This window comes from Rhizobium leguminosarum (assembly GCF_001679785.1).
GTDB lineage: Bacteria > Pseudomonadota > Alphaproteobacteria > Rhizobiales > Rhizobiaceae > Rhizobium > Rhizobium leguminosarum_R.
This window is the reverse complement of sequence record NZ_CP016286.1, coordinates 2,861,258-2,880,928: the sequence shown is the minus strand read 5'-3', so window position 1 is coordinate 2,880,928 and position 19,671 is coordinate 2,861,258. Positions and strand designations below refer to the sequence as shown.

Annotated in this window: 16 protein-coding genes and 1 pseudogene; 8 read left to right on the top strand and 9 right to left on the bottom strand. The window is 57.3% G+C overall.

Translation table 11 applies throughout. From position 1 onward, the window contains the following. Positions 1 to 23: 23 nt before the first annotated feature. Positions 24 to 1,097: an endo-1,4-beta-xylanase gene (locus BA011_RS14335; RefSeq protein ID WP_065280963.1), complete on the bottom strand. Its 1,074-nt coding sequence runs from the start codon at positions 1,095 to 1,097 to the stop codon at positions 24 to 26. Between the two features lie 207 nt (positions 1,098 to 1,304). Here BA011_RS14335 and BA011_RS14330 point away from each other — a divergent pair, with 207 nt between their 5' ends. Further along, entirely contained in the window at positions 1,305 to 1,679 is a 375-nt protein-coding gene (locus tag BA011_RS14330) for a hypothetical protein (protein ID WP_065280962.1), read from the top strand. A gap of 30 nt (positions 1,680 to 1,709) precedes the next feature. Here the strand turns inward: BA011_RS14330 and BA011_RS14325 are convergent, their stop codons facing one another. Beyond that, positions 1,710 to 2,600, bottom strand: coding sequence for a DUF6030 family protein (locus BA011_RS14325; protein ID WP_065280961.1), 891 nt, complete (start codon positions 2,598 to 2,600; stop codon positions 1,710 to 1,712). Positions 2,601 to 2,724: 124 nt separating this feature from the next. On the opposite strand from BA011_RS14325, the pseudogene BA011_RS14320 reads away from it, so the two are divergent. The 7 genes and pseudogenes from BA011_RS14320 to BA011_RS14290 all read left to right on the top strand — a co-directional run. Beyond that, a pseudogene (locus BA011_RS14320) lies at positions 2,725 to 2,911 on the top strand (hypothetical protein); the annotation flags it as partial. Between the two features lie 171 nt (positions 2,912 to 3,082). Continuing rightward, complete coding sequence (locus BA011_RS14315) at positions 3,083 to 3,508, top strand: helix-turn-helix domain-containing protein (RefSeq protein WP_003542102.1); 426 nt, start codon at positions 3,083 to 3,085, stop codon at positions 3,506 to 3,508. Positions 3,509 to 3,517: 9 nt separating this feature from the next. Beyond that, the gene (locus BA011_RS14310; RefSeq protein ID WP_065280960.1) at positions 3,518 to 5,365 is read left to right on the top strand and encodes a peptide antibiotic resistance protein; all 1,848 of its coding nucleotides are present in this window, start codon (positions 3,518 to 3,520) and stop codon (positions 5,363 to 5,365) included. 20 nt (positions 5,366 to 5,385) lie between these two features. Next, positions 5,386 to 5,598, top strand: coding sequence for a hypothetical protein (locus tag BA011_RS14305; RefSeq protein ID WP_065280959.1), 213 nt, complete (start codon positions 5,386 to 5,388; stop codon positions 5,596 to 5,598). Positions 5,599 to 5,640: 42 nt separating this feature from the next. Continuing rightward, entirely contained in the window at positions 5,641 to 6,834 is a 1,194-nt protein-coding gene (locus BA011_RS14300) for a YcaO-like family protein (protein WP_065280958.1), read from the top strand. Beyond that, positions 6,831 to 7,538, top strand: a complete 708-nt coding sequence (locus BA011_RS14295; protein WP_065280957.1) for a TfuA-like protein — start codon at positions 6,831 to 6,833, stop codon at positions 7,536 to 7,538. The genes BA011_RS14300 and BA011_RS14295 overlap by 4 nt, the downstream gene beginning before the upstream one ends. Before the next feature lie 103 nt (positions 7,539 to 7,641). Next, complete coding sequence (locus BA011_RS14290) at positions 7,642 to 7,890, top strand: hypothetical protein (protein WP_003542090.1); 249 nt, start codon at positions 7,642 to 7,644, stop codon at positions 7,888 to 7,890. Between the two features lie 397 nt (positions 7,891 to 8,287). On the opposite strand, the gene BA011_RS14285 is transcribed toward BA011_RS14290, so the two are convergent. The 7 genes from BA011_RS14285 to BA011_RS14255 all read right to left on the bottom strand — a co-directional run bounded on the left by BA011_RS14285 (position 8,288) and on the right by BA011_RS14255 (position 18,946). Beyond that, positions 8,288 to 8,494 (bottom strand): hypothetical protein, encoded by a 207-nt coding sequence (locus tag BA011_RS14285; protein WP_003542083.1) that lies wholly within the window; start codon positions 8,492 to 8,494, stop codon positions 8,288 to 8,290. Positions 8,495 to 9,792: 1,298 nt separating this feature from the next. After that, positions 9,793 to 10,917: a glycosyltransferase family 2 protein gene (locus BA011_RS14280; RefSeq protein ID WP_065280956.1), complete on the bottom strand. Its 1,125-nt coding sequence runs from the start codon at positions 10,915 to 10,917 to the stop codon at positions 9,793 to 9,795. Continuing rightward, on the bottom strand, positions 10,914 to 12,668 hold the full coding sequence (locus BA011_RS14275) for an ABC transporter ATP-binding protein (protein WP_065280955.1): 1,755 nt from the start codon (positions 12,666 to 12,668) through the stop codon (positions 10,914 to 10,916). Before BA011_RS14275 ends, BA011_RS14280 begins: the two co-directional genes overlap by 4 nt. Further along, on the bottom strand, positions 12,661 to 13,737 hold the full coding sequence (locus BA011_RS14270) for a glycosyltransferase family 2 protein (RefSeq protein ID WP_065280954.1): 1,077 nt from the start codon (positions 13,735 to 13,737) through the stop codon (positions 12,661 to 12,663). The genes BA011_RS14275 and BA011_RS14270 overlap by 8 nt, the downstream gene beginning before the upstream one ends. A 7-nt stretch (positions 13,738 to 13,744) precedes the next feature. Then, positions 13,745 to 16,747 carry a trifunctional glycosyltransferase/class I SAM-dependent methyltransferase/polysaccharide deacetylase gene (locus BA011_RS14265; RefSeq protein WP_065280953.1) on the bottom strand — a complete coding sequence of 1,001 codons (3,003 nt, stop codon included), beginning with the start codon at positions 16,745 to 16,747 and terminating at the stop codon, positions 13,745 to 13,747. Continuing rightward, positions 16,741 to 17,961 carry a glycosyltransferase family 2 protein gene (locus BA011_RS14260; protein ID WP_065280952.1) on the bottom strand — a complete coding sequence of 407 codons (1,221 nt, stop codon included), beginning with the start codon at positions 17,959 to 17,961 and terminating at the stop codon, positions 16,741 to 16,743. Before BA011_RS14260 ends, BA011_RS14265 begins: the two co-directional genes overlap by 7 nt. 31 nt (positions 17,962 to 17,992) lie before the next feature. Then, positions 17,993 to 18,946: an NAD-dependent epimerase/dehydratase family protein gene (locus tag BA011_RS14255; protein ID WP_065280951.1), complete on the bottom strand. Its 954-nt coding sequence runs from the start codon at positions 18,944 to 18,946 to the stop codon at positions 17,993 to 17,995. Between the last annotated feature and the right edge of the window lie 725 nt (positions 18,947 to 19,671).

Genomic DNA, 19,671 nt, shown 5'->3' with positions numbered 1-19,671 from the left:
TTGCGTCTCCGTTGTCTTGCGCATCACATCGCCTCTATTGCCCGCCGGATCCCATCAACCGCACTTCGTGGCGCATTGTTTTCGTCGTAAAGATTAACGCGCTTCGTGCAAGCCGCAGCGGGATCGGTCGCTTTCTCATCGGGCTCGCCGTATTTTTCCGACATGCCCCATACCGTCACGCCTTTCAAGTCACCATGTTCGGCGGCAACGGTAATCACGTCACTGAAAATATCGGCGTAGGATGCCGGCGTGAAGGCTTTGTCGCGGTTCAGGAAGTGACAGGACGCATCCAGTTCGGTGATGAAAACGCCGACACCCATGTCCTTCAGCGCCGCGCAGAAGCGTCCCATTCCTTCCGGATCGATCCGGTCGAGGCCGGGGCGGAAATGCGCCTGCAGACCTACTGCATTGATCGGCGTTTTTTTGGCGACGAGATCCTCGACGATTTTCAGGATGCGCGCGCGCTTCTGTTCGAACACGTCGGATTTTTTCTCCAGATGCGTTTCATTGAGGACCAGCGTTGCGCCGGGATTGGCCTGGTGCGCCATGTCGAAACTCATACGAATATAATCGTCGCCAAGAAGGCGTCGGAAAACACAATCCCGCAGATCCGGTGCATCATACTCCAACGGTTCGTTTACCACATCCCAAGCATCGATCGAGTTCTTATAGCGAGTGACAACCTGTTTTATATGACGGTTCATCGTCGCCTGAATGGTCTTTGCGTCGGTGATATCAGACACCCAGCCCGGGACGCGATACCAGATCAGCGTGTGGCCATAAACCCTCATGTTGTTTTTGCGCGCAAATGCAACCATACGGTCGGCGCTGCCGAAGCTGAAAACACCCGGTCTCTTTTCCGTCGCACTCCACTTCAGTTCGTTTCGCGGCGTTATTGAATTGACGTTGTCGATGTAGATCCCGGCAGCGATTGGATCGTTGATGTTTTGCAAATCGATTGCCGATCCGAATCGGAACGACCTCCCGTCGGCAAGGACGCGCAGGCCTGCAGCGGCAGGCACCTGTGCCAGGGCCTGGCCCGTACGGACATACAACAGAGCGAGCGGAACCGAGGCGAGGAAACGTCTTCTATTCATTCTATCTCTCACTGTTAGCTTTTTTCATGTCCGCGGTGGAATTTGAAAGGCCGGGCCTGTCGGCACCGATCCATCACGAGATTCGCGTTCAATTCAGCAGAGTAATACAACCTCTAATATACTTTCCCGGCAGGGGATATTATTGGTGTCTGCTAGACTTTTCAGCATAAACCCAAGATATAAACCGCTCGGGGGAGGGCGCTCGTGATGGAAGATTGGTCCAGCTATCTGATGAGCTATTTTCATATGGCATTTCAAAATGCCGTTTTTTTTATGGCGACCGTTCGAAACGGTCTCTCTGCTCTCGATGACTGGCAGTTCGCGGTCCTTGTTCTCGGCATCATCGGCATCATTTCCCTCCCGTTCGCAGCGCTGGTCAGAATGTCGTGGCGGTTGCGCCGATCGGAAATCGTCATTCGCTCGCTGAACGAAGAGCTTGCGCAAGTCACGCAGGACCTCAATGTCGAGCGTGTCTGGCGTCTGGCGAGTGGAGACAGCACCGAACGGCCGAGTGCGGACAGTCTGAAAGAGCTCTACAAGATAATGGCCAGACATCACGACGATGCGAGTCACATGGCGTGATCAGTCCGTGCATGGGATGAAGCCGAAGACCTAATGCCGATGTTCCTGACCTTCAGCCGGCGCTTCGGTATTGGGGGGCTTGGAGACTGATTCCGGTTGCGCGCTGTCGATCTCGACTGCGGGGTCCGGCAACGGCAGCCATCTTCTGCCGGAAAAATAATTTCTTGTACTTTTCTGAGGTCCTGAAGTTGCATCCAGCGAGAGCGTGAAGTTGTAATTCCCGGGATTGAGCACCTCGCGGGTGAAGCCGATACTGGCTCCGAAGCCGTCTTCCTTGATGTCCTTCAGATTCTTGATCGCGTTCAGGGTCTCGTGAAAATCGAGCCATTGCGGTTGCCGCAGCATGATTTCGAAAATTCGCAGAATGGCGGGATCGAGCTGGCCATTTTCATCGGTCTCGGGATTGATGATTTTCACGCGCATATTGTTGATCGTGCCGGCGGCGTCGCCGCGAACGATGACGAAGATGGAGCTCGGGAGCTGATCCTTCTCCCGCTTGCCGCTCTGCTCGAAAAAGCATTCAAATGTATCGGCGTTGAAACTCGCCGCCGCCCAGTCGCTGGTTTCGATGCCGGCATTGCGCAGCGCCGCACACATTGCGGTGCCGGATATCCGCCATGTTCGCAGGAAAGTCGACGCGGTCTGTGCCATCGGCGGTTCGATGACATGCAATGGAAGCATGAAGGTGGCCGGTGGTGTGGGGCGGGGAAGGGCTTTGGGGGGAGGCGGTCTGACCTCCGGGGGAAAGAGATCGAAGCCAAAATAGTGGCTAACCGTCTTTAAGTGTTTCATGTTGTTGGAAAGCAGGACCGTTCCCATGACCAGCGAGAGGGAAATCGTCAGCAGCAACCAGAAGACCACGGGAACCCGCGGTTTCCCCACCGGCTGTTTTGCATATGCGGACGACGAATTATCGGGCAAGCTTGTCTTCTCCGGCGCGCGAGAAGGTGTTTCGATCGGGCTGTCTAAATCCAGCAGTATACATTTATCCGTTAAATATCTTTGGCTTCTTGTCGGCAATTGGGCACCTTTGTGCCTCGTCATTGGGCATACCAAGTTCTGGTCGAAAAACACGCTGAGCACGCTGCTGCTGGATGCCGGCTTCGACAATGTTCGTTTTTGAGTATGTCGGAAGAATTCCCGCTTTCGCCAAGTCGATGATCGCCGTTGCGCAAAAACCTCTCGCGGCAGTGATTTTGGATAGCATTCGTCCGCTGCGAAGTGCGCGATAGAGCGCGCAGGTGCACCCGCGCCAAATGGTGCTGCTGCGATAATCCACAGGTTGTTTTTACTGTGTGCGCTGCTGAAAAAAATCCTTACGAAATATTTACTTTTAGTTGCATTCTTGCTTAAACTCTCCATTATACAGCCGGGCGTGCTGATAAAGCGGGAGACTTATTCACATGAAGGCTAAATCGCCGAATTCGATTGACGTCTATGTTGGCAACCGCGTGCGCGTTCGGCGAAAGACGCTCGGGATGACCCAGAACGGCTTGGCCGAACTTCTGGGCATTACCTTCCAGCAGATCCAGAAATACGAAAAGGGAACGAATAGAATAGGCGCCAGCCGTCTTCAGCGCATATCCGAGATTCTTCGCGTGCCCGTCGGCTTTTTCTTCGAGAACGGCGGCGCCGGGCCGATCGACGGCGCGACGAATGAATTGAACAGCTTTTTGTCCTCGAAGGAGGGGCTGGCGCTCAACAAGGCATTCATCGCCATCGAGGATCCGAATATCAGGCAAAAGCTGGTGGCGTTGGCCAAAAGCCTGGCAGTCGCGGGATTGCCTGACAGCGACAGTGAGCTGCAGGATTCGGTTGTGAACAGCTGAGGACGGATCGTGCTCCACCTGCAGACATTCGGCGATCTGCGGTTGATCGAGACGAACGGCGACCCGGTTCGCTATCCGATCAAGGGCCTGTTGATGATGGCCCATCTCTATGCCGGCGCGAGCCATGAACTCAGCCGTTATGAATTGGCGCAGTTTCTATGGAATGACGTCGAACCCGAGCTGGCGCGGCTCAATCTGCGCAAACTGCTTTCCCGCATCCGCGAGACAGACGGCGGACGCGCCGAAATGCCCTTCGATTTCACCGCCACCACGGTTCGCCTCAACACGCAGGCGGTTTCCAGCGATCTCGATATTTTTCGCGCCGGCGGTTCGCCGCTGGAGCGGCTGAACGCGATCGCCGAACTGACCCAGCGTGGGTTCATCGGAAATATCAAACCAGCGACAAAGCTGATAGACGCCTGGATCAGGGCGCAACGGGACGCTCAGGCGCTGCATTTGCGGCAGGCATTGCTGGATGCGTTGCCGGATGCGCAAAAGCCCGGCGCTGCGCGCTCCATTTCCGGCGCCGCCCTGCAGATCCTCGAACGGGATCCGAATGACGAGCAGGTGAGAGCCTTGCTGCACCGGCTATCCGGCGGTTCGTCCCTCAGCGAGAGATTGCCGAACGGCGACGGCCATGCCAGGGTGCAGGTGAAGCGTTTCGAGGTCGGCGGTGAGACAACTGCCGACATCGAACGCGTATCGCAGGCGCCGCTGATCCTACCTCGGCTGGTGCTGCTTCCCCCGACATCGAAACATGCCGATGCCGGGCTTGCGCTTGCCAACGCCCTGATCGAGGACGTCACGATCGAACTCTGCGCGCTCAGAAACATTTCCATCGTAGCGCCCCATACGGCCGGCCAGATCCGTCGCGACTCCGAGAAGGCTGCCGTGGTCGCCCGTCACTCGATCGCCTATCTTCTGGATACACGGCTTTCCGAAGAGGGATTGTTTGCCCAGCTGGTTTATTTTCCCACGGACGAGATCATCTGGGCCAATCGCTTTACGATGACGCCCGATATATTGCCGCGTCAGAGACGGCTGATTGCGCAGCAGTTGACCATGTCTGTCGCCCGCGAGCTGGCTGAAAACGAGGAAGAGCGCTTACGCTTCGAAGCCAATCCTGAGGCCTATCACGCCTATCTGGTCGGCTCGAGCCTGATGAGCAAATTGACATTGCCGCATATCCGCCGGGCCCGAAAAGCTTTCAAGCAGTCGCTGTCGCATAAGGCGGATTTCTCTCCGTCATTTACCGGGCTGGCGAGGACCTTCACCAGCGAGTGGCTCGTGACGGCGCAGGGAAACAATGAGCTGCTGCATCTGGCGGAGCAGAACGCGCTTCGGGCCATCGAGCGGGATCCGGCATCGGCGGCGGGCCATCGCGAGCTTGGTGTCACCAAACTCTATCTCGGCGATGTCGATGCCAGTGTCGCCGCACTTGATCTGGCCGAACAACTCAGCCCGCATTTTGCCGATGTCATCTACAGCCATGCCGACACGCTCGTGCATGCATCCCGCCCCGGCGACGCGCTCGCCAAGATCAGAAGAGCGATTTCGCTCAATCCGATCGCGCCTGATGCCTATCTCTGGTGTGCTGCGGGAGCGAGCTTCTTCCTGGAACAGTACGAGGAGGCCATCGCCTATGTCGAGGCGATGAAAGACAAAGCGCCGGCTCACCGCCTCGCGGCGGCCAGTTGCGCAATGATCGGCGATCGAAAACGGGCGCTATTCCATCGGCAGCGCGCCGAAAGCATCAACCCGGTGTTCGACGTCGAGAAGTGGCTCGCCATTGTTCCCATCAAGGAACAGTGGCAAAAAGAGCTTTATCGGGAGGGCCTGTTGAGGGCTGGTTTTTAACAAGAGCTGAGGGGCATTACATGGCAACAGCAGTCATTATAGGAATACCCGGCGAAGCAGGTCTCTGGCTTGCCGATCTCAACGCGGGCACGGTCAAGCCTCTCAATCCGACGGGAGACTTGGCGAACGCGAACGACTTGCGCAAACTCGGCGGCACGTTGGTGAAGGACGTCGATTTCGCCGTCGCCGTTTCGACGGCGCAGGTTGCCCTTTCCGGTCACTTCGACGGCTGAGCCGGCATTCTGACGCACCAGTCCATATATTCCGACAGGATCATGTCGCCGCGGGAAACCCTTTCCCGCGTCGAACCTTTTTTGGCCAGGTTCGGCATCACCAGGGTTGCGCGACATACCGGACTGGACGATGTCGGAATCCCCGTCTGGTGCGCATACGCCCCGAATTCCCGCTCGATCGTGATTGCCCAGGGAAAGGGCCTGACCGATCTCGATGCCAAAGTATCCACTGTCATGGAAGCCCTCGAACGGGCTGTCGCCGGCGAACCCTCCGTCGATCTCGTCCACGGCACCTCTTCCCGTCTGCAGGCAATGGGGCACAAGACCGACGCGCTGAATTGCCTGACCGCTGTCCATAAACCCGATCTCGGACCGGACGAGGAGACGGAATGGGTTGCCGGCGTCAATATCCTCAACGGCGAGGAGGTCTATATCCCCTTTGAAGCGGTGGTGCTCGACCGCACGCGTGACGCGCGATACTGGATGTCGTCGGATGGCCTGGCCTCGGGAAACAATGTCGAGGAGGCGATCTTTCACGGCGTCCTGGAGCGTATCGAGCGTGACGCCCATGTGTTGTGGCAGGTGGGCGCGGAAGCGGATCGTTATGCCGGCTGCACCGATCCCTGCGGCTTTGAGGACGGCGCCCTGGACGGGTTGATCGACAAGATCGAAACCTCGGGATTGGCGCTCAGGCTCTTCGATATCACCAGCGACATCGGGATTCCCTGTTTCACCGCCATGCTGGGTCCTGGGGATTCCCTCCTGGGCCCCCGGGATTTTCACGGCAATAGGGACATTCGCCTCGTCGAGGTGACCGGCGGCACCGGCGCTCATCCGTCTCCCGTGCGCGCCGCCATTCGGGCGGTGACGGAAGCTGTACAATCCCGGCTGACCTATATCAGCGGAGCCAGGGACGATATTTCTCCCGCAACGTTCTCAAGATGGCTGCCGCCGCTGATGCGGCAGGCCTTCGATGCGGTTGCCGCACCGCCCGCCGCTGCCATCGGCCGTGACGAGGCGGCAGGGTATCACCAGCAGGATCTGCCGCAGTTGCTGCAGCATGTGCTCGACGCGCTGAGAAACAGGCGGATTGCTTCGGTGATCGCCGTGCGTCTCAGCGACGACACGCTTCCGTTCAGTGTCGTCAAGATTGTCATTCCCGAGCTCGAAAATCCGGAGGGGGAGCGCGCCCGGCGGTTTGGAACGAGGGCGCTTGCCAGGGCAATAGGGTTTTGAAGCTCATTTTCGCAGGTCCCAGTCTTCCCGATGCGGCATCGCTTGCCGGTGAGGGGATACGCGTCTTGCCGCCTGCCACGCAAGGCGATGTCCTGGCGGCGGTGGAGCAGGGTGCCAATGTCATCGGCCTGATCGACGGCGGCTTCGAATATGCCGCACCGGTCTGGCACAAGGAAATTCTCCATGCTCTGTCGCTCGGCGTCGCGGTTCTCGGGGCGGCAAGCATGGGCGCGTTGCGCGCTGCCGAATGCCATTCATTCGGCATGATCGGGATCGGGCGCATTTTCGAAGACTATCGCACCGGCCGGCTGGTCGACGATGCCGCCGTCGCGCTCACGCACGCGCCGAGCGCTCTCGGCAGCAAGCCGCTGACGGTACCGCTCGTCAATGTCAGCGCAACGCTCGATGCGATGGAGGATCGCGGGCTGCTGGAAAGTCGGTTGCGCCAACGGCTCGAAGAAGCCGCAAGCGCGATATTCTTCAAGAAGCGAACCTGGCGGGCGGTCGTCGAGCAATGTGCTGGGCTGGCCGAGCCGGATCGTGCGGGCCTGCTGGCGGCACTTCTGTCGAACGCCGTCGATCAAAAACGCATCGATGCCCTGGAATTATTGAAAGTGGTGCAGGACGTCCACGACATTCGCTCGACTGCCGATCTGCCCTGGAAACTGAACGACACCTCATTCCCCACGCGCCCTGCATTGTGAACTGAAACCGGCAATAGTCACCGAGGGTTGTGTCACGCTTTTTTCACGGGCTGGATCACCTCCACACGCGTATCATTTCTTCAATTCATTGGAGAAATGGGGCATGGGCGTGACATCGGTTGTCAAGATAGATGCAGACCAAGGGGCGGAAGACGGTCTGGAAGAGCTCGTCGCGTTGGCGCGGATGATCGCCTATGCGCGGCAGGTCGCTCAGGACGTCAAACTGCCGTTCGCGACGAATTGCCTCGACCTTGCGCTCGAGGCCGTGAAGCAGGAGGTTGGGGAGGGCTTGACCAGGGAACTGGCCGAATTGAGCTCCCCGGTTCCGCAAGTGAGTGTGAGAAGTCATTAGTACGGCGCGTCCGACAGGCGCCGAGAACGCTCCATCACTTCAACCCCGCGATCACCCTGAAAATCAGCTTCGATTTTCGGGGTTATTCGTGTGGTCGCGCGCAGCCGAGCAGTCGTCAATCGAACGGGGCCGTTTGTTTCAATCGCGGTGAGATAACGCGCTGAAACGCACGCTTGGTAGGTGCCCATGCTTCGGCGCTTCGGGTCAATTGTTAGGGAAGCCCGGCTCGTTTCCGGCCGCTGGCGCCTTATTCAGAAGTTGTTCGAAATCCGTCTCACGGATGGTTTCAAGCGAGGGGTAAGCAGCTTCGCTGACGTTGCCTCCGGGCAGGGAGGCGGCGCGATTTCGCACTCAATGTCTTCTGCACGACCAGCCGATCAACGACCGACCCTTCATCTCAATGGGTCAGGTTGCGCTTCTGGGCCAGCAACAGAATGTAATCGTCGGCGATGTCTGCGATGGCCATTGCGACTTCCGCCGGATCGCATCCCTCGACCTTCGTATTTGCAATGAACTGATAGACCGCCTTCTCGATCTGCTTCCGGCAGATCATCACGCGCTCATCGTAACCAAATTCCGGAATCTGCGATGCTATATCACTCATCAGGTCGGCTCCCTCACTACTTACAGTGACCATGACACAAATTATAAGTTGAGCAAGCAAATGCTTTATGAAGGGTTAATTCGTTTACGAGGTGCGACCATTTCGACACAGGTCAGCCATCTCACGGGCCTCCGCGTGTTGAATCAGGACAGGTCAACTGCGCCCGGAGCAATCGCTTGTATCGTATCGGGAGGCTCGTCAAAGAGGACAGGCATGTCTTACATCGTTGAGTTTTGTGTCGGTATTTCAATTGGCGAGCCCAGGCTCGTATGCCGACTTTTGAAAAGACAGACCGAATGTTGTTGGCCGACCTGTTCGGTGCATGTCGTAGGTAGATAAGAAATACCCTTTATTTATCAATGTATTACACTTCAGTCCAGCAGTTGTGTTTTGCGTCGGCAACTTTTCTCCTCGCGGCGGTCCCAGAATTGTTGGGCCATCGGCGGTGACCAATCTCACCAATGATGCAGGCATTTGCCGGGTCATTGAGAGCCTGGCGGGAGAAGTAGCTTTCGGTAGATCTTCTGTTCCCAAGTCGAAGGTAATGCTGATGCTCTTGAAAATGTATGCTCAATAAATTTAAATCGATAATTGGGTGCATCAAGATAAAATTTATCAAAAGATAAAATTATTAATTTCAGATAATGGTTGTATTTAAAAATCAATTATAAGACGATTAAATTTATACATGATGGTAATCATTTGATTTGTTATTCTTAATTGCGGCAGTGATACTTATGAAATTCTTTCGGATAGTAATCTTGACTTGATGACGACATTTCTATCTCCGCAACTTCATTGCAGATCGAAAAAGATCGCCGAGGTGAATTGAGGCGATATTCGAATATTGACAAAAGAGAACCCGAAGTTTGATCTTCACTTACCGATGATGGGAGATTTTTGATCAAACCGAACTCAACAGCATAATATCGCCGATCTATCTATGCTGAAGCAGCGATAACGGCTGTCGCATTGGCAACCAACTAAAAGCAAAGTCGAGGACCCGCCGGGGTGGGTGACGGGTCCTCTGCTAAGAATGCTTGCACGTGCATAAGGATGATTACAGTAAAACTCGCTATTGTCACAGATCATTATTGGGGTGATTGCTTTTTTTATAACTTGTTCTCTTTTTTACTAATTACTATTCTGATTAATTATCAAAATTCGTAATAGAAGGTAGCGAGGTAGTCGCCACGCCGATTGAAGTGAAGGGTTGTTAAACCTTTAGATTTTTGAGCAGCCGGGCGAAAAACTGTAGCCGGCGCTGGCGCCACCAACAGATGTGTAGCCGGCAGGCGTCAAGCCTCCTGCGACGAGGTCGCAGCAGAGCATTCGCCGGACCGATCGATCTCCGACAAGCGCCTGAACAATGCCTTCGTCCTAAAGTGTGACCAACCCCCAACCAATGGGACAAGCGGGTCTATCTCCTCGAATTTCCTGAAATTCTTTCTCTTTTGTTCCCTGACCGGCCAGGCTTTGGACAATGTTCTGCGTGCGGCTCTGTCGGCTTTTGAAAGGATCAATTTGAATAGGATGCCGGAAGCAAGCATTGGGCTATGATGATAAATGTGCTTGAGCGAGGTCGCGGCGCGGCGCCAATCTTTCAAAGCGGCAAATTTTGAAAATGCATAAAGATGCGCCGACGTGCGGGCGTAATTGGCGACAAAAGTCGGAAGCTGTGGATTGCGGGCGATACATTGCTCGGTCACAGCCAGAAGCGATAGCGCCATTTGCGACCTGTCGGAAGACATGGCTGCTGTATGAATACGATATCCCACTAGACCCAACGGCACCGTCTCAATCTTGAAATGCTCGGCTGTACGAAGTTCGAAGTCGAAATCCTCGCATCCTCCGATACCCTGCCTGGCATAACTTGAATCGTAGCCACCGATCTTCTCAATGACAGCGCGGCGAATCATGAAGCCGCTGCCATTGCCGACGAAGCGGAATACGAGATGACGGGTGAAAATGGTGTCCCTGGCGTTCAGTGACGAACCGGATCTGGTGCAATATCCCTCGGGATCGATGAGACGGTGAAGAGCATAGACCGCCCCCCAAGTGTCCGGCAGGGGATGGAGAGCCGAAAGCATTCTTTCGATATAGGTCGGATGCCATAGGTCGTCGGCATCGAGGAAGGCGATATAGTCGGATTTCGATGCTTCAATCCCGGTGTTGCGGGCCGCGGCGACGCCACGGTTTTCAGTCGAGACAATCCGGATCCTTGGATCACTTGAGGCAAAATGGCGACAGATCGCGGCTGTCTCGTCCGTCGAGCCGTCGTCGACGATGACGATCTCCAGCGCCTTGTGGGTCTGGCCGCTGACGGACTGGAGCGTCTGGGCAAGGTAGTCTCTGGCGTTATAGGCGGGGATCACGACGGCCACCCGGATCCCGGACATCGTTGACATATCCATCTCCGTCACCCGAGCTTCGACGTGGGAGCGGGGGGGCGGAGATCGATCCGATTCTTCATCAGCCTGGCGACAGCGGGCCGATGGCTAACGACGATGAGCGTTCTGCCGGCGTCTTCTTTCATCGCCGAAAACACCCGCATCTCGGTATCTTCGTCGAGCGCGCTCGTCGCTTCGTCCAACAGCAGGATCTGAGGCCGGCCGGCGAGCGCGCGCGCCAGGCCTATGCGTTGCCTTTGTCCGCCCGAAAGCCGGATCGCCTCGTCGCCCAGCCATTCATCGAAGCCGTACGGCAGATCGTTGATGAACTCCGTTGCGCAGGCCACATCGGCCGCCCAGCGGATATCCTGCTCCGAGATATCGCGGCGAAACCGGATGTTGTCGAGGACCGTGCCCTCCATCAGTTCAACGTCCTGGCCCGACACGGAGAGCAGTTGCAGCCAGCTGGAACGGTCGATGGTTGTCAGATCCCTGCCGTCGACCGTGATCCGGCCTTGGGTCGGCGGGTTGAGATCGAGAATCATGTTGAGGATTGTGGTTTTGCCGGAGCCGCTTGGCCCCGTCACAGCCGTCGTCTCGCCTGCCCTGATCGAGAAGCTGAGATCGTGAACCGCCGGTGCGTTCGCCCGCTCATAGGCGAACGAGACGTTGTGGAAGACAATTGCTTCCGCCAGGCGGCTTACCTTCTCCCCTTGCGCGGCCTGCTTGATGTCATCCTTCTCTGAAAGCAGCGCCAGTACGTTTTGCAGGGACGCTTCCATCTCGTAAAGGCTGAGAATCTGGGAATCAAATCCCTTGATATGCGGCTGAAGCCTGTAAAGAAGGATGGTGGCCGAGAGCGCCGCCTTGAAATCCACCGGCAGGAATTCCGAGGACAGAATGATCGTCAGGATGACCCCGAAGGTCAGGATTTCGCTGAGAAGCGAGGTCGTCGCCCCCATCCAGTCCGACCGGCGCCAGGTCTGGCCGACGTCGTTGGAAAGCGTTTCGAAGAGCTGCTGATGGCGCTTCTCGAGGCCGAAGCTTTTGACGGCCTTCAATGTCTGCAGCGTTGTCCAGCTCAACTGTGTCAAGGCTTCCACCGCAGCCAGGGCAGAGGAGCCGAGGCGACGGTAGGCACCGGCAAAGAAACCCAATGTAAAATTATGGATGAAGCCGAAGGCGAGCGCGAGCAAGGCGATCGGCCAGGCCATGACCAGCATGCCGACGCCGAAAATCACAATCGTACCGAAATTCACGCCCAGGCGTACCAGGCTGGCATGCGCCGACGACACCGCATAGGATTCGGTCGCGATGACGTTGATCAGGTCGCTGCGCTCATAGTCCTGAAAGCGCTGGAAGGGCATGGTCAAGACCTTGGCGTAGAGGCGGTCTCGCATGCGGTCGCTAATCCGGTGGTTCACTGCACTTGCAATGAGCGAATTGGCGCATCCCAAAAAAATCCGGAACAGGATGGAGCCGATGAGAATGCCGATCAGGACAGGCTTCGAAAGACTGAGGTCGATGCCGCCGAAAAACGCCGGAAGCCAGGCGACGGCGGAGCCGGAAACGGGACCTTGCTGCCCGAGAAGGAAGACGAGGCTGACCAGAAAGGTGATGCCGACCATTTCCGAGAAGCCGGTAAGAATTCCCAGGATGATCATCACGGTCATCTTGAGCCGCAGCGCCGGTACGAGTTGCAGAAGCTCGCGAAACCGAGACGCAACGACCAGGTTGTAGGCTCTTGCGGGCATAGCGGAAGGCGGCTTTCGAAACCTATTCATTGTCGACCATCCGCTGAGCGATGGGGCTGGGCGCTTCCCTGGCCGGCATACCGGCGTATCGATCGCGGAAAGCTGTTCCGGCTTGCGGGATGACCGCGGCGAAGCGGATTTTGGGTCGGGCCGGAGGCTTGCCCAGGGCGCGCCTCGCTATCCGCATGCCGTGGCGTTTTACCAGCCGCCATCCCTGCTGCATGCCATGGACGACGAGGCGTGAGGGGTATTTGCTCACCATCATCGGCGCCAGCTTTTTGAGCTGCGCATAATCGTCGTCGAGAAACGCCTTTTTGAAATACCAGGAAGCGGTGTTGAATTCAGCCGTCCGGATATCACGCTCAAAATGTGGATAGCGGGCGATGAACGGCGCCATCACCAAGGCGTGGGACTTCAGCATCCGATAGGCGTTGCTGGACATGTTTCCCTTGGTGAAGCGATAACCAGTCAGAAAATCGGGGACCAGTGCGAAGGGCAGCGTCTCGGCCAAGGCCAGATAAAGTTTCAGATCCTCACATCCCTCGGCCCCGCTGTCACGCAGGCCAGCGTCATAGCCGCCGCAGCGAAGAATGTCCGCCCGCGGCATCAAGGGTGTGCTGCCATTGCCGATGAAATTTTCCCGCAACAGAGGTTCGAAGATAGTCCCCTGATGCAGGACCGGCCGCGAATGACCGAAAATGATGCCGTTTTCGTCGATCGCCGCATACCAATTGTAGGCGACCCCACGTCCGTTCGGAAATTTCCCTAGTGCCTCGAGCTGGAGCTCGATTTTCCGAGGGTGCCATAAATCATCGGCATCGACGGGGGCTATATAAAGGCCGCGTGCGTCCTCGATGCCGTGGTTGCGCGCGCGCGCAACCCCACCATTCTCCTGGCGGAGAACACGGACACGGCGATCGGTCAGGCTGTAGTCGCTCGCAAGATCGAAGGTATTATCCCGCGACCCGTCGTCGACCACAAGAATTTCGAGCTTGTCATAGGACTGGCTGGAGACGCTTTGCAATGTTTCGGCAAGCGTCTTCTCGGCGTTGTAGGCCGGTATGACGACGGTGATGAGAGGGGCCGTTGCGCCGGTCATGATATTGTCATCCGATATAAGCTCCCGGCAGGCCCATCAATTCAGGGAAGGCTTCGAGAGGACGATCGCCGCGGACTTCGAGGCGTGGCAGGCCGAAGAGATTATCGGAAAATGTGGCTTTCTCCGGCCGTGTCGTGAAGCCGACACCGTAACCGGCAAGCGCCAGAATGCCCGGGACCCTGAAGTCTGTCCCGCCATAGGGAAGTGCGATCGATTCCACGGAGGTGCCTAGCTGGCTTTGTAGCGCATTGCGCGATCGCATGGCTTCGGCCAGCAGGGCTTCGTTATCAATCGCACTGGCCGGTGTATGGGATGCAAGATGGGAGCCGAAGCTGATGCCCTTTTGGTGCAGCTCCTGAATATCCGGCCACGACATCAGGGCCGCAGGCTCTCCATGGGCCGAATCCCAGTCCGACCGGCCGCCGACTTTATCGGTCACCACGAACACCTCGGCGCTGAAATCATTTTCGGCAAGGATCGGGAAGGCATCCGTCAGGAAATCCATATAGGCGTCATCGAAGGTCAGCATGACAGGCCGGCCCTGGATCGGCTTGCCGCTGCGCAGAAGCTCCGCCAGGGTCTGCGCCGTCACCGCGTAATAACCCTGGCGCCGAAGGAATTGCATCTGTTTGCGGAAGATTTCAGGCGGCGTGCGAAAGCGCCGGAGTGCCTCGGGTCCTTCGTCTGCGATCCTGTGATACATGAGGATGGGAACCGAGGTCGTGACTTCCGTCGTCCATGCCGCCTCGCGCTCAACGCCGGCCGGTCCCCAGATGATGTGCTTTGCCACATCCGCATCCAATGGGGTCCCATGATCCTCGATCCGCAGGACGGGATTGGCCACGGGGCCTTTCCGGAACCGGTGGATAGCGTAAAGTTCGGTTTCGATCGTGCCTTCCAGGGCCAGCCCAGGCTGTGCGGCCAAAACCTGTTTGATGGTCCCGACACCGAAGGGATTGCCCCAGTCGAAGCCGGTCCGGGCGGGTTCGTCCTGACGGATATGCGCGTGGGCAGTGATCAGGTAGCCGTTCGGCTTCAACGCTGCGGCCATCTTGCGGCAGACGGCCGCAAGCATCTCCTCATCCTTCATGTAGTAAAGGACTTCGGAGCAGATGATGAGGTCCTGTTCAGGCGGAAGATCCTGTCTGACGAAGTCGAGCACGCGAAGCTCGACGTTGCGGTGGTCGTGGCACCGCTCGACGGCCCTGTCGATGGCCCGTTGGGAAATATCCGTCGCCGTCAGCCGCCCGACCTTTCGCGTCAGCTTCTCGGTAAAAATCCCTTCGGCGCAGGCGAGCTCGAGGGCCTTCTCGATCCCTTCCGGGATCAGGCTCAATGTCTGCGCATATTTAACCTGCTCGTAGACCGAGACGTAATTCCATGGATCGGGGCGTTCGAAGATATGTTCCCAATATTCTTCTTCCGACCGAATGGGGGGAGCCGCCTTTCCTTCCTCCGGCTGCGGCCCGGAGGAAACTGAAAAGCGCGGAGCCGGATCGCGCTGGAGATCCCGCATTATGTCGGACAGCCGGGCGTCGTTGTCTTGTTTATCACTCGGCGCGCAGGTAAGGAGGGCCTTGCGTCCGACACGCACCAAAAGCCGTTCGAGACGTCCTCGCCGCCGGCCGTTGCGGATGATGAGACCGCCGAAGGCTCTGTATCCGCGCAGCGCCTCTCTGGTCCAGGAGCTGATATAGGCGAGCGTTTGCGGCATTTGCAGGTGCTCTCCCGCCTCGATCTCATGCATGATCAGCCTGATCTGCGCCCGGATCGACAGATCGCCCCAGAGCGGTCCGACAAAGGTGCCGACATGCTGGCCGCCTGATAAAGCGTGCATGACGAGCGTATCGGCTTTCCCGGCCTTGGGGATCCTGGAAAGCGCACCGAGTTCGACGCTGACCACCTGGATATTGCCGAGCGTGAAGGAACGCAAAGGGTTCGCGGCAGTCAGCCGCCAACTGACGTTCTCCATGATCTTCCGCCCGGTGCCGGGGAAGGAATGCCGGTCGATCAACTGGATGAGCGCAAGAAAAGTCGGCCGCCACTTGTCGAGCGCATCGATGAGATCGTCCGGCCGATCGCTGAACAGTCCCGTCTGCAATCCATGCATGATCACGTCGACAAGAAAGCCCTCGTAGCCTGTGGCGTCAGGCATTTCCGGCAGGAGTGCTGCAAGGGCCGCAACATCCGTCGCCGGATCGAGCTTGGCCGAGACGACCCAGGCGAGCATGCGCAACTGGCTGAGGGCGGGCGTAAACCAGCCTGTCTCCGGCCCTTCCGCCGACAGGCATTGCTGCATCCTGAGCGCCTGCGCCTTCGTCGTTACGCGAACGGCGTCACGCACCATTTTGACAGGATCGCCGGAGAGCGAGCCCGCTTTCATCCGATAGAAAGCCAGGCACTCGTCGACACGGCGAAATTCGGCGCCTGCAAAGGCCATGCGCTGCCAGAGATCCCAATCCTCACCGGTCTGCAAGGTCTCATCCATGCCTCCCAGATGTTCGAAAAGGCTTTTGGGAAAGACGACAGTATGGATGGCAAGCGCACAAAAGGAGGAGAACTCACGCTTGGCGACATTGCCCGCCAGGATGGGAGGCTGCTCTACCCGCATCAGCCGGCCATCCGGGGCAACGCGGCGGTAAGCGCAATAGGCGATATCAGGTGGAGATGCATCGGCCGCCACCGGCAGCATATTTTCGATGAAAGTCGGGTCCAGCCAGTCGTCGGCATCCAGCATGCAGAGCAGGGGTGCGGATGCCAGTCTTGCGGCGTGGTTTCGCGCTGCGGCCGCACCCGCATTCGGCTGACGGGCGGGGAGAATGCGGCTGTCCGTTCTTGCGATGGCCTCGAGAAGCTCCCAGGTGCGGTCGGTCGAACCGTCATCGACCACGACCGCCTGCCAGTTCGATCGCGACTGCTGCTGCAGGCTGGCAAGACATTCGGCAAGCGTATCGGCTGCATTGTAGGCGGGGATGAGGAATGAAATGTCAGGCATCGCGGCGATTACCATGCGGGCCTCTTCCATCGCCGCAGAACGTATAGAGCGCCGTTTACGCTTCCGAGCATTTCCTGCTTCAAGAAGAAGTCATGCGACGTCGCGCCTTTGCGCAGGCGTTTGCGGAGCCGTCCGGCATAATATTTCGGAAAGGAGATGAAGATGCGCCTGAGGTTGCCGCCGTTTCCGGTATTCTGATACTGGACGAGCAGCGCCGCAATATGGCCGCTCATATATTGGTAGATCTGTTTGGCGAGCCCTTTCATATCCTTGCGGTGAAAGTGCCAGGATACGGCTGTCGGCTCGTAGCGGCAGACATGGCCATGATGGAGCAGCCGGTTCCAGTATTCGGAATCGCCCGAGCATCCGGCAGCGCCCATATCCAGGCGGACATCGAAGAGGCCGATCTCCTCGAAGACCTTGCGGCGGAAGGCCTGACTTGCGCCGGCTCCGATCGTCCAGACCGGAGCGCCGTAACGTCTATGCAGTCGATAGAAATCCTGATCGAAATCCTGCCGCAGATAACCCCTGCCAAAACTCCAATGCTTTTCGAAGATAAACTGTGCAGGCGTTGCGAGTTCTCCGGGAAGGACCAACCCGGTTACGCAGGCGATCTCCGGCAGATCGAACCCCTTCATCAGGTTTTCCAGCCACCGCTCGTGGAGAACGACGTCATCATCCGTAAACGCGACGAATTCGGTTCTCGCCGCACGAACCGCAGCGTTGCGTGCATAGTCCAGCCCGACCCGATCTTCACGGACATAGATTGCGCCCGATTCCTCCACCACACGACGTGTCGCATCACCGGAGGAGGCATTATCCACCACGATGATCTCGATGGGGCTGAGCGACTGTTTGGGGATCGAAGCCAGGCACCGACGTAGCTCCTCCGGCCGGTCCTTGGTGCAAATCAGAATGCTGACGTCGCGGTTGCGCACAGGGGTTTGCGCGACATGACGCGCATGCTCGAGGGTCTCGGGCCTCACGACACGCTCGGCGAGTGCGGCAGCCGTTTCTGGCCTTTCGATATAGGTCTGTCCGACGGGAAGGCCATCCGACAGAAAGACCACGAGCCCATCGGCGATCGGGGGCGAAACGGCATCGAGACGAGAGGAGGCGAGATCGAGATAGTGAATCGGTACGGGAAAACTCATATCCTTCAGATCGGACGGAATTGCTTCTCGCATCATCACTCTCTCAATCGCACCGTGAACATACGCCGCGCGCATCCAAGACGCGAGTCTCGAAAGCCGACATGGTTTATTCCGCGGCGTGCCTCATTTGGTCCCTGAACCAGTCGAGAGTCATCGCCACGCCCTGTTCGTAGGTGATTTTGCATGACCATTCGGGCATGACATAGTGCGCATTGGTCAAGTCCGGCCGTCTGTTCGTGGGGTCCTGCGGCGGTGACGGCTCGAAGACGATCGGCACGCCGCCGACAAGTCTGGAGACATATTGCGCGACCTCGAGAACCGAAATCTCGCGATCATTGCCGACGTTCAGAGGTCCCTTATAGTCGGTTTCGTTCATCCAGAAATATCGCGCGAAACCATCGACGATGTCATCGACATAGCCCCAGCTGCGTGACTGAAGGCCGTCGCCGAACACGGTAATCGGGCGACCCGAAAGCGCCTGGGTGATGAAGTTGGAGACCGCGCGACCATCGTCGGACCGTGTCCGCGGGCCATAGATGTTGAAGGGACGAACGATCTTGACGTCGAGCCCTTGGGTGCGCTGCATCTCGAACAGCAGCGACTCCGTGCATCGTTTGCTTTCGTCGTAGGACGCACGCGGTCCGGTACAGTCCACCTGGCCCTTGTAGGATTCCGGCTGCGGCGAGACCAAAGGATCGCCATAGACTTCGGAGGAAGAGGTAAAACAGAAACGCCCGCCCTTTTTCAGCACATCGAGCAGCCGGAACGCACCGAGAAGGTTCGCGGAAATCGTCCTCTTCGGCTCCTTCATGTACCACGGCGGCGATGCGGGGGATGCGAGATGGTAGACTTCATCGAATTTCTCAGAAGTCTGCAGTGTCTCGACGTCGGATTTCACGAAGTGGAAACGGGGGTCCCTGATGTGCGCGATATTTTCGAAAAGCCCGGTCCACAGGTTGTCAACAACGACCAGCTTCTGAATGTCTTTCCTCAGCAAAAGTCGATCACACAAGTGGGATCCGATGAAGCCAGCCCCGCCAGAAATCAATACGCTTTTCATTGCATTGCGCCTCGTGACTTGAGATAAGGTGCCTGTTTATTAGCACCACCTGTAATGCGTGACAATTACTTAGAAGGTTTCTAAGAAATACTCGCTTATTAATGTTAATTCTTAAATTTGCCTACTTTAAGGTGTTGCCGCCGATGCCGCGCTCGATAACGCGTGGCCGCGCCGGGACCGGATGCGACAGATGCTCGGCGCGCGATCATCACGACCTGCCCAATATCGACTATCCATTCCATGAGGCGGCCGCCACCATATGCGGGTTCGATTGAAGGAATTGGCATGGTATCGAGAACCTCTCCGACGCGTTCCGGATCCAGAGCTGAGGTCGCTCATCGAAAAGCACGTCGCTCGGTGGAAACGGGGAGCCTTGATGTGGTGCTATATTTTCGAAAGATCCGGTGCAAAGAATGTCAACAACAACCGGTTTCCGGGCATCGCTTCCTAAGTAGAAGTCGGTCACAGGCGATCCAATGAAGCCGGCTCTGCCAGAAATTGATACGCTTCTCACATCAGTGCGCCTCGTTACTTAAGATATATTATTGTTATTACAGCGACTGAACGTTTAGTATGGGCACGAAGTCCGGGATTGGATCGGACTTTGGTCTGAATTTCCCGCGCGCGGAAACGATCGTCGTCGTCGTTCGAAAATCCAAACTATGGCGCCTGCGCGTTTTTTTCAAGCGCCTGGACAACGCTTTAACACATTGGATCTACCTCAT